General features: G+C 70.5%; 11 protein-coding genes and 2 pseudogenes. 7 read left to right on the top strand and 6 right to left on the bottom strand.

Going from position 1 to position 9,113, the window contains the following annotated elements; all coding sequences use genetic code 11:
• Positions 1 to 829 precede the first annotated feature (829 nt).
• From AOK09_RS19850 to AOK09_RS40235, 5 genes are all read left to right on the top strand, one after another.
• Entirely contained in the window at positions 830 to 1,450 is a 621-nt protein-coding gene (locus AOK09_RS19850) for a GntR family transcriptional regulator (RefSeq protein ID WP_055588551.1), read from the top strand.
• Between the two features lie 912 nt (positions 1,451 to 2,362).
• Positions 2,363 to 3,532 (top strand): helix-turn-helix domain-containing protein, encoded by a 1,170-nt coding sequence (locus AOK09_RS19845; RefSeq protein WP_055588550.1) that lies wholly within the window; start codon positions 2,363 to 2,365, stop codon positions 3,530 to 3,532.
• Positions 3,533 to 3,547: 15 nt separating this feature from the next.
• Positions 3,548 to 4,003, top strand: coding sequence for a GNAT family N-acetyltransferase (locus AOK09_RS19840; protein WP_063796014.1), 456 nt, complete (start codon positions 3,548 to 3,550; stop codon positions 4,001 to 4,003).
• Positions 4,004 to 4,013: 10 nt separating this feature from the next.
• Positions 4,014 to 4,196 carry a hypothetical protein gene (locus tag AOK09_RS19835; protein ID WP_055588549.1) on the top strand — a complete coding sequence of 61 codons (183 nt, stop codon included), beginning with the start codon at positions 4,014 to 4,016 and terminating at the stop codon, positions 4,194 to 4,196.
• 105 nt (positions 4,197 to 4,301) lie between these two features.
• Positions 4,302 to 4,493, top strand: a complete 192-nt coding sequence (locus tag AOK09_RS40235; RefSeq protein WP_157875958.1) for a hypothetical protein — start codon at positions 4,302 to 4,304, stop codon at positions 4,491 to 4,493.
• A gap of 57 nt (positions 4,494 to 4,550) precedes the next feature.
• Here AOK09_RS40235 and AOK09_RS19830 read toward each other — a convergent pair whose 3' ends face one another.
• The 5 genes and pseudogenes from AOK09_RS19830 to AOK09_RS42280 all read right to left on the bottom strand — a co-directional run.
• The gene (locus AOK09_RS19830) at positions 4,551 to 4,916 is read right to left on the bottom strand and encodes a hypothetical protein (protein WP_055588548.1); all 366 of its coding nucleotides are present in this window, start codon (positions 4,914 to 4,916) and stop codon (positions 4,551 to 4,553) included.
• Positions 4,906 to 5,319, bottom strand: a complete 414-nt coding sequence (locus tag AOK09_RS19825; RefSeq protein WP_055588547.1) for a hypothetical protein — start codon at positions 5,317 to 5,319, stop codon at positions 4,906 to 4,908. The genes AOK09_RS19830 and AOK09_RS19825 overlap by 11 nt, the downstream gene beginning before the upstream one ends.
• Positions 5,319 to 5,582, bottom strand: coding sequence for a hypothetical protein (locus AOK09_RS19820; protein WP_055588546.1), 264 nt, complete (start codon positions 5,580 to 5,582; stop codon positions 5,319 to 5,321). Before AOK09_RS19820 ends, AOK09_RS19825 begins: the two co-directional genes overlap by 1 nt.
• Before the next feature lie 11 nt (positions 5,583 to 5,593).
• Entirely contained in the window at positions 5,594 to 6,388 is a 795-nt protein-coding gene (locus tag AOK09_RS19815; protein WP_079063242.1) for an N-acetylmuramoyl-L-alanine amidase, read from the bottom strand.
• Positions 6,389 to 6,804: 416 nt separating this feature from the next.
• A pseudogene (locus AOK09_RS42280) lies at positions 6,805 to 6,948 on the bottom strand (IS5/IS1182 family transposase); the annotation flags it as partial.
• 432 nt (positions 6,949 to 7,380) lie between these two features.
• Between AOK09_RS42280 and AOK09_RS42275 the strand changes: the two are divergent.
• Positions 7,381 to 8,214: pseudogene (locus tag AOK09_RS42275) on the top strand (ice-binding family protein); the annotation flags it as partial.
• A 55-nt stretch (positions 8,215 to 8,269) separates the two neighbouring features.
• Here AOK09_RS42275 and AOK09_RS42270 read toward each other — a convergent pair.
• Positions 8,270 to 8,929, bottom strand: a complete 660-nt coding sequence (locus AOK09_RS42270) for a hypothetical protein (protein ID WP_245687376.1) — start codon at positions 8,927 to 8,929, stop codon at positions 8,270 to 8,272.
• Here AOK09_RS42270 and AOK09_RS42265 point away from each other — a divergent pair.
• Positions 8,921 to 9,113: hypothetical protein (locus tag AOK09_RS42265; protein ID WP_245687375.1), on the top strand; the 193-nt coding region annotated here is incomplete at its 3' end. The genes AOK09_RS42270 and AOK09_RS42265 overlap by 9 nt on opposite strands.

Raw genomic sequence — 9,113 nt, 5'->3', positions numbered from 1 at the left:
GTCCTCGACCGTCCCCCCGTCATGCCCCCCGCTGTGCGTCCCGAGCCCCTGCCGCTGCTTCCGCGCCCATGAGCCCCGCCCCCTCGAGCCACCCGCCGCACTGCGGGCCGACCGCCGCACCGGCCACCATGATGAACCCGCCGGGGCCGACACGGAATGCGGCAGTCCTCGCGGACCGTCCAGGGCTGCGGGATTGACGGAAAGTCACCACCCGCCCCCCGGGCGGTACCTGTTCCGGTGGGCCGCTCCCTCCCGCATGGTACCGGGGCTCCGCTGATCCGGAAGGGTGCCGCGCCGCCCTGTTGCGGCCCCGCAAGCTGGCTGGAAACGCGGACAGGACGAAGCCCCTCGGTCACGGGGTAACGACATCTGTAAACGCCACTCGCAGGCATTTAGGCCGTGACCTGGGTCGATTCCAGGGGGCCGAAGCGTCACGCTCTGTGATTGGGAAGCTGTGATCTCACGTATGCGAACCATGCCCGGCGGGCGGGGCTGTCGCCGGGCCGGGATGCCTCGCGCTGGCCCGTCGGGGGAGGGGTGGCGCGTTGCGCCACCCCCCGGACGAGGCACAGGGGGACTGCAAGCCTGTCCGGGGGGTGGGTCTGTGAGGGCTGGCAGTGCAGGCCGCAGGAACCGGGTCTGTCACTGTGCTGGCTGCCAGCCCTGGGCATATGACGCTATGCGATCGTGAACGGTTCGGGGCCGATCTGATTCACCGCTTCACCATATCTACTTAACGTTCACTCGTGAAGCTCTGATAGCTATCAAGGTCCCCGTGAATCCCTAGCCTGGCCAACCACCGACACGCACCACGCCACCAGGGATCCACATGCAGCCCGACGCGCACGCCTACCAGCGCGTCGCCGCCGACCTCCGCCACCGCATCGCCGCCGGAGAGTTCCCACCCGGAGCCCGACTCCCCTCCTGGCGAACCCTCCAACGGCAATACCAGGTCGGCTACGGCGTCATCGCCGACGCCATCGCGCTGCTCCGTACGGACGGACTCGTGGTCTCCACCCAGCGGACCAGCGTCACCGTCGCCGATCCTGCAAAAGTGCAACAGCTCACCGACGTCGACGCACCCTGGCCCCACGGCCGAGGCGACATCCAACGCGGCACGGCCCCAGCGGACCAGTCCCTTGCCGCCCGCCTTGACGTCGAGCCGGGCACCCGGGTGGCATGGGAGCGCGTCGAGCTACTGGATGAAGACGGCCGGCCCTCCCATCTCTGCGCCGTATACCGCAGACCCGGCTCCCGGAACGCAGCCGTGCGCACGATGGACGCCGTGGCGCGAGCTCGCATGCTCAGCGCCGAGGAGGCCGAGCATCTGGGGCTCGCCATAGGGGTGACGCAGGTCGTACGGGCGACCCGGGTAGACGAGCAGGGCCAGCCGGTTGAGACCGTGGAGCTGGTGCTGCCTGCGGACCGGTGGTCTGTATCTCTCGGGTGAGCCAGCCATCTCGCGGCTCCTCGTTGTTCTCGCGGCGGAACCAGGCCTGCCACCAGCTGGACGGCACCGACGGCGGAAGCCACGGACCATCAGTGTCCTCCGTTGCGGCAATCGCGAGCACGTGCAAGAACCGCAACTCGCAGCTGCCCGGATCCGCAGCGTCCAGCGGCAGCACCACCTTGAGCTCCCGGCCTGCATCGGTGGACGCAGCGCATCCCTCGCACCGGCCACAGGGCTCGAAGAGGTCGACGACGTTCATCGGCGCTCCCGACACACACAGCCAGCCATCCGGCACACACAGTCGAGCCGGCCGCCCGGGGCCTGGACAGTCCCGGGACATTCGTCGTGCATGTTGAGCTCCGCGCAGTGCGGGGAGAGCCATCGCTCGTCGCCGACCTGAGCCGGCGCGACCGACCGCAGTGCACGCATGTACGCCTGGTAGCAGCCCCCGTCCGAGGCCTCGACGGCGCTGGCCCGGCCCGGGCGGCAGGCGGTGCAGTGCCCGCACTTGCGCCAGGTCGTGCCCGCCGCGGAGGTCACAGCTCGCCCCGGTGCTGAACGCAGCCTGTGACCGGCCAACCGAGGCGCCCGCCGTCGGCGGACTCCGTGTGGACGTGCCCCACCCATGTCAGTGGCCCTCCGGCCTCTCCGCAGACGAAGCACGCACGGCCATGCAGCTGCGCGGTAGTCAACTGCGGCGCCACTTGCAGCGAGGCAAGTTCGGGGCCGCTCGGCACCCAGGGGGCGCACAGCGGGGTAAGCACACACACGGTCGGGTCTCCTGACTGCGGATCCACTCCCGGACTGGGCTGGTACGAGTAGCGTTGCCGTGACGGATGGTCAGCACCACAAGGTCGCTGTCCGCTCCTGTCCGCACCGCTGCGGACACCGCGGACACCCGGGGGAATCCCGATGCCCGAAGAGTCCTTCGCCCACGCATTACGCCGCCTACGGGGCACCCTGTCCGTACGCGACGTCGCCCGCCTCGCCAGCGTGGGCAAGAGCACCGTCGGCGACCTGGAGACCGGCCGCCGCCAGCCCACTTCCGCCGTTGCCGCCGCACTCGACGCCGCCCTCCACGCCGGCGGACAACTCGTCCGCCTGGCCGAGGCCCCGCCCGGCACCCCTGTCCGCGAGCAGGCCGCCGCGCTGCAGCGAGGACTCGTCGACGCGCTCGCCGCCGGCCCCATGAGCGCAGCCTCCCTCGAGGAATGGGAGTACACCATCGTCCGGCACGGCCGCGCCACCCGCTGGCGGCCGGAGGCAGATCTGCTGCCCGAGCTCGTGAGCGACTTCGGTGACCTTCAGCGGTTGCTCGCCCACCGACACCCCGTGCAGGTTCGCCGCCGCCTCGTCCTGGCCGCGGCGCAGATGTCCGGCCTGATGGCCCTCACCCTGCTCAAGCTGGGTGACCCGGCATCGCGGGACTGGTGGCGCACAGGGCGGGCAGCGGCTGCAGCAGCCGAGGACCGAGCCGCACTCTCTTGGATGTACGCGCAGGAGTCCTACCAGCTGTACTACGGGTCAGACCTGGAAGGCGCGGTAGAACTGGCCGCCCGGGCGCAGCATCTCGCTGGCGGCCTTCCATGCGTAGGTGTCGCCCTGGCGGCGCCGCTGGAGGCCCGGGCGCTGGCCCTGCTTGGCCGCCGGGAGCAGGCAGCGGACGCCCTCCAGCGAGCGGCCGCCGCTCTGCAACGCCTGCCCGCCGAGCAGCACGTGGCGTCGGCCTTCGGGTACTCCGAGAGTCAGCTGGCCTTCCACTCCGGAAACGCCTGGACACACCTCGGCGAGACTGAGCGGGCGTGGGAGCACCAAAGGCGGGCCCTGGAGATCTACCCCGAGTCCGACCGCATGGATCGGGCCCTGATCCAGCTTGACCGGGCGGTGTGCCTTGCACAGGACGGCGACCCAGCGCAGGCGGCCGCGCATGCGGTGGCCACGCTGGACGCCCTACCGGAGGAGCATCGCAGCGCACTGATCATCTACCGGGCTCAGGAGCTGGCGGCTAGGGTGCCCGAGGCACGAAGTGTGCTGGAAGTGCGGGTGCTGCGGGAGGTCCTGGAGTTGCCCGCCGGATCATGAAGGGGCGGGCAGCTGGTGGCACTGCAGATCCATCGGGCGACCGAGGACGACGCGGGGATCATCTCGACGCTGATCGGGGAGATCGAGGCCTACTACGGCGGGGACGGCCAGCCCGGCGACATTGACCAGATCCGTCTGCTGCTCTTCGGCGCGCAGCCGGTCGCCACCGTGCTCCTGGCTCGTGACGGTGGCGAGGTACTGGGCATGGCCTCGTACACCTACCTGTGGCCCGCGGCCGGAGCCTCCCACTCGCTGTACCTGAAGGAGCTCTTCGTTCGCGAGGACGGGCAGCGCCAGGGCGTGGGGAAGGCGTTCATGGGGGAGCTGCAGGCGATTGCCCGGGAGGCGGGGTGCTCGCGGATCGAGTGGACCGCGGACCTCGACAACCCGCCCGCGCTGGGCTTCTACGAGGCGCTGGGGGTGAAGCGGCACGAGGGCAAGGTGTTCTACCGGGTGCCGACGGCCCCGTAGACTTGATCAGGTGCCGTCGCACCCCTTCCCCGAGGATCTCCTCCAGCTCCAGCGTGCGCTTGACGCTGCTGAGGAGGCGTGGCGTGAGCGAGTGCTGGCCCTGTACGCGCACCCGGTGATGCGGGAGGCGCGAGACCAGGGGCGGCAGGTCGACGTCGTCGCCGCGCTGCGAGCCACGGTTCGAGCCGGGTGATCTCGGCTCTGCCTACAATCGGCCCATGCCGAAACCCCTCGAACTGCCGTCTGACCTGATTGATCTCCAGCGGGCGGCGGACGCTGCCGACGCTGCGATCGAGGCGTGCGTTCAGGCCGAGGGCGGACCGACGCGCGCCGGGACGAGATGGACGGGCTGCGGCGGGCGTACGCGGATGCGGCACAGCGGATCTACGATCACCCGACGATGCAGCAGGCCAAGGCCGAGGGCTGCCATCACCAGACTCGGATGGCACTCAAGGCAGCTACCAAGGAGGAGCCCGCAGCCGAGGCCTGACCCTCCCCGGTCATGACGAAGCCGCCCCTGCCCGGATCGGGCAGGGGCGGCTTCCTCTCAGGATCCACGGATGAGGGGGGCATCCTCTGGGTTCGGCTCTGGCACCGACGCCCCGGTGGACCGGAGCGCCGTCTCCAACACGGCAGCCCACCGGCGCAGGGCCTGGATCGTCCGGTCCTGCAGCCGGGCGTGCTCCTCATGCTCCAACTGCCGGGCCTCCAAGCTCTGAATCTTGTGGGACTGGGAGGCGACCACCTCGGCGATCCCCGCGATCGTCGTGAGGTCACGCGCCTGCACAGGTTCTCCGGACGGGCGCGGCCCCGGGGGGTCGGGATGGGGCCGAGAGATCGCAGCGACCAGTACCGACCCGGCCACGCCCACCACCGCGATGATGACGCCCAGGACCGTCTGGTCACCCTCCACGTGTCTCTCCCTTAGTCATGACTGCCACGATCACCAGCAGGCCCACTGGCACGAGCAGCAGCGGCACGGACGCCCATGCCTGTCGGTAGTCGCCTGTCGCGCCCGCTGTGATGTAGGCGAGCGCCCAGATGAGCGGCGGCCCGGCTGCTGCCGCGAATCCCCACACGTCCCGTCCCGGCCGCAATAGCGCCGCCGCGATGGCCAGCAGGCCGCACAGCATCCAGATCCAACCCCAGGTGCAGAGGCTGACCACGGAGGTGATGGCCCCCGCTGCCCGGGAGACCCCGACGCGGGGCGTGGTGAGTAGTCCCACGCCGTACACGACCCACGGCACGCCGCAGACCAGGAGGGAGGCGCCGCGCCAGCCCAGCCGGGCGCGCAGCCGGGCCGCTGCGGCGCGCATCAGACGCCCGGCGCGATCGATGCGCTGCGCTTCGAGCCGATCGCGCGGGCAAGGATGCCCTTGACGAGGCTGCCGGTGGCCGCGATGCCGGCTGCCCCGACGGTCTCCCAGAAACTGGCGTGGAACATATCGGCGGGGCCCGCGGCGACGGCGACACCCGCGGCTGAGACCACGAAGGTCGCCAGTACTCGCTCGGTGAGGTCCAGGGCGTAGGTTTCCGCGGCCTTCGTGACGGCCCCGGGGATAGGCAGATTGATAGCCATGGCGGTGCTCCCTATGCGGTGACGGTGAACCCGTGGGCGGCGCCCAGGCGGGACAGGCTGGAGTGGCCGGGGATGCCGTCGGCGTCGTCGCCGGTGTAGCCGTAGCGGCGCTGGAGCGCTGCGTACGCGGTGACGGTGCGGCTGCCGAAGCTTCCGTCGATCCACTGAGGGGAGAGGACGCCCTCGGCGCCCAGGGCCTGCTCGACGACCAGGGCCTCCGCGCGGTGGGTGGTGTGGCCCTGCGCGGCCGCCGGGTCCCGGCGGGCGGCATCGACGACGTGGGCCAGGCTGACGCTGACCTTGGTGGACAGGCCGAGGATCGCTGAGGCACGGGCGAGGATCGCGGTGCGCTGTGCCTTGCGGACGTCGCCGGGGCAGCCGGTGTGGTTGCCCCAGGCTGCGGCGCCGACGCCGTGGTAGGTGAAGCCGTGCGCGGTGGCGGAGTTCACCACGGCCAGCGGCCAGCCGAACTGTGAGTGGCCCCATGCGTAGATGTGGGCTACAGCCTCGACCTGCTCCGGGGTGAGCGGGGTATCCGGGTGGCCCTCGGTCTCGACCGAGGCGTAGTACGGATTGCCGGCGCCCTGGGCCCAGGCGTAGTCGACACCGGTCTCGCAGTATTGCTCGATGCGGCCGTCGAGGCGCACCCAGAAGTCGCTGCTTGCCCGCGAGCTGGGGGTGTTGAACCAGCCGTACGGGCTTCCCGTGTCGTCCTGCACGTGCAGGACCAGGCCGCGACGCTCCAAGACGCCATCACGGTGGACGTTGACGACGGAGCGGTAGGTCGCCCCAGGCATGCGAGCCATGTGCCCTCCCGGGCATGACGAAGCCCCCGGGACGGTTGCCCGGGGGCTGACGGATGAGGTGGGCGGCGCGGTCAGACCACGCCGTTGCGGGAAGCCCACTACTTCAGAGCCTGATACGTCGCGGGAGCGTCAGGATCCCCTGCCGGAGCGGGAGCAAGAGGAGAGGTAGGCATCGGGACGGGGCGAGCGGCATCGGGAGGGGGTTGGGCCGGCCGGTCAGTAGCGCGTCCTGGAGGTCCAACGCTGAGGGGGTTGAGGCCTTTCGCGGACAGCCAGCCGGAGGTGATGACCACCCGGGCTTGGTCCAGATACCGCTGCTACAACGCTGCGGCTTTTGTACGGTGCCCAGGTGATGCACTTCAGGGTGCCGTCCGCCGCATAGGCGCCGGCCGGGGCAGAGTGCCCGCCCTCGATCCGCGAGCCGGGGCACCAGTCCGCTGTCGGAAGAGGACGCCGTTGGTTACCCGGCGGTGATCGCTCCACCGCCCACCCCGCAGCCCCGTCCTCGGCAGCGGCTCTGAACGAGTCCACTCGTCATTCGTCAGATCAGCCCGCCCCACCGCAGGCACAACGAGCCAATCAGGCGATCGTCACGTGATCTGCCGGCAGAAACCTAGCGCGGTCGGCCGGTTAGAACCTATGTTCGCTGACCTGACGCTGGAACGCCGCGAGCGGGTGCCCCAGCACCGGTGGTTCGGCGGCCCTCGCTGCGTTGCCCATGAATCGCGTGCTCGTCAGCTCCGACAACCTGTGCGCCGGCTGGTGGATCCATGACAGCCGCATGACGCTCGATCATCCTCGGCGGTTCAACGCAGTCCTGCAGCGAAACGGCAGCTCAACGGCCCTGCGTCGGGGTTTCGGCGGGACCACCCGGGCGCCGCGGACACCACTCTTCCGGATGTCCGATATGCGGTATTCATGTCTTAGTATTCATATTAATCCTATCGTGGCGTGACCATCTATGACCCTGAGTCATCGCCCACGTCTAGAAGATGCTCCACGGTCTCCTGCCCCAGCGGCCGGTGGTGTGGTTCTGGCATGGCTGCTCGCAGTCCGTCAGGACTCGGCTCGCGGCCTCCGGGGCTGCAGGCGCAATGACCACCACAAGGAAAGGCTCACCTTCCATGGCAGTGGATGCCGTCCCGCTCGCCCCAGACAAGGGGCGCCGGCGCACTCGGCTCAGTCGGCGCACTCGGCGCACTCGGCTCAAAGGGGTGCTTTGTTTGCCCCTCGGGGTGACGGTGCTCGCAGCAGCCGCTTTCTTCCCCGGAAACGCGCACGCCGCAGAAGCTCCCGTGGGGCTCGGGACCACCCAGAGTTATGCGGTCCTGGGAGGCTCAACGGTCACGAACACCGGCCCCAGCGTCATCAACGGAGACCTGGGACTGAGCCCTGGCAGTTCGGTGACGGGCTTTCCCCCCGGAACCGTCAACGGAGTCCAGCACGTCGCCGATGCCCCGGCCCTGCAGGCTCAGTCCGACCTGGTCATCGCCTACAACGACGCGGCCGGGCGGGCACCGACGGCCCTGGTCGCGGGCGATCTCGTCGGGCAGACGCTGACAGAGGGCGTCTACAAGTCGTCAGGGCCCCTCGGCCTGACGGGATCGGTGACGCTGGACGCGCAGGGCGATCCCAGTGCCGTCTTCATCTTCCAGATCGCCTCGACACTCATCACGGGCTCGGCAAGCCATGTCAACCTCATCAATGGAGCTCAGGCGTGCAATGTGTTCTGGCAGGTGGGCAGTTCCGCCACCATCGGGACCAATTCCTTCTTCAAGGGGAACATCCTGGCTCTGACCTCCATCACGGTGCAGACCGGCGCCGTGATCGAAGGCCGGGCACTGGCACGCAACGGCGCGGTTACTCTCGATAACAACGTCATTACCAGGGCCGCCTGCACTGTCGGGCCTCCAGGACCTCCCGGGCCGACCGGGCCTCCAGGACCGACGGGGTCTCCCGGGCCGACCGGGCCTCCAGGGCCAACGGGGTCCCCCGGGCCGACCGGGGAACCTGGCCCGACTGGGGCACCTGGATCACCTGGAGCACCTGGGGCACCTGGTGCACCGGGATCACCGGGCGCACCTGGTGCACCGGGCGCACCGGGCGCACCTGGGGCACCTGGGGCGCCTGGCCCGACTGGGGCACCTGGATCACCCGGGGCACCTGGTGCACCGGGATCACCGGGCGCACCTGGGGCACCTGGGGCACCTGGGGCGCCTGGCCCGACTGGAGCACCTGGTGCACCGGGATCACCTGGGGCGCCCGGGGCGCCTGGCCCGACTGGAGCACCCGGAGCACCGGGCGCACCGGGAGCGCCTGGAGCACCCGGCCCGAGTGGAGCACCTGGATCACCCGGGGCACCTGGTGCACCGGGATCACCTGGGGCACCTGGGGCACCTGGGGCGCCTGGCCCGACTGGAGCACCTGGTGCACCGGGATCACCTGGGGCACCTGGGGCACCTGGGGCGCCTGGCCCGACTGGAGCACCCGGAGCACCGGGCGCACCGGGCGCGCCTGGAGCACCCGGCCCGAGTGGAGCACCCGGAGCACCTGGAGCCCCTGGGGCACCCGGCCCGACTGGAGCACCCGGGCCTGCCGGGCCTGCTGGGCCTGCCGGACCTGCTGGGCCTGCTGGGCCTGCTGGGCCTGCTGGGCCGGGCGGACCGGGTGGACCGGGCGGCGGCGGCTACGGCGGCGGTGACCACGGCGGGTACGGCGGCGGCTA

Origin of the sequence: Peterkaempfera griseoplana, assembly GCF_001418575.1 — a bacterium.
GTDB lineage: Bacteria > Actinomycetota > Actinomycetes > Streptomycetales > Streptomycetaceae > Peterkaempfera > Peterkaempfera griseoplana.
The sequence above is the reverse complement of the archived record's forward strand: the minus strand, read 5'-3'. Positions and strand labels throughout refer to the sequence as shown.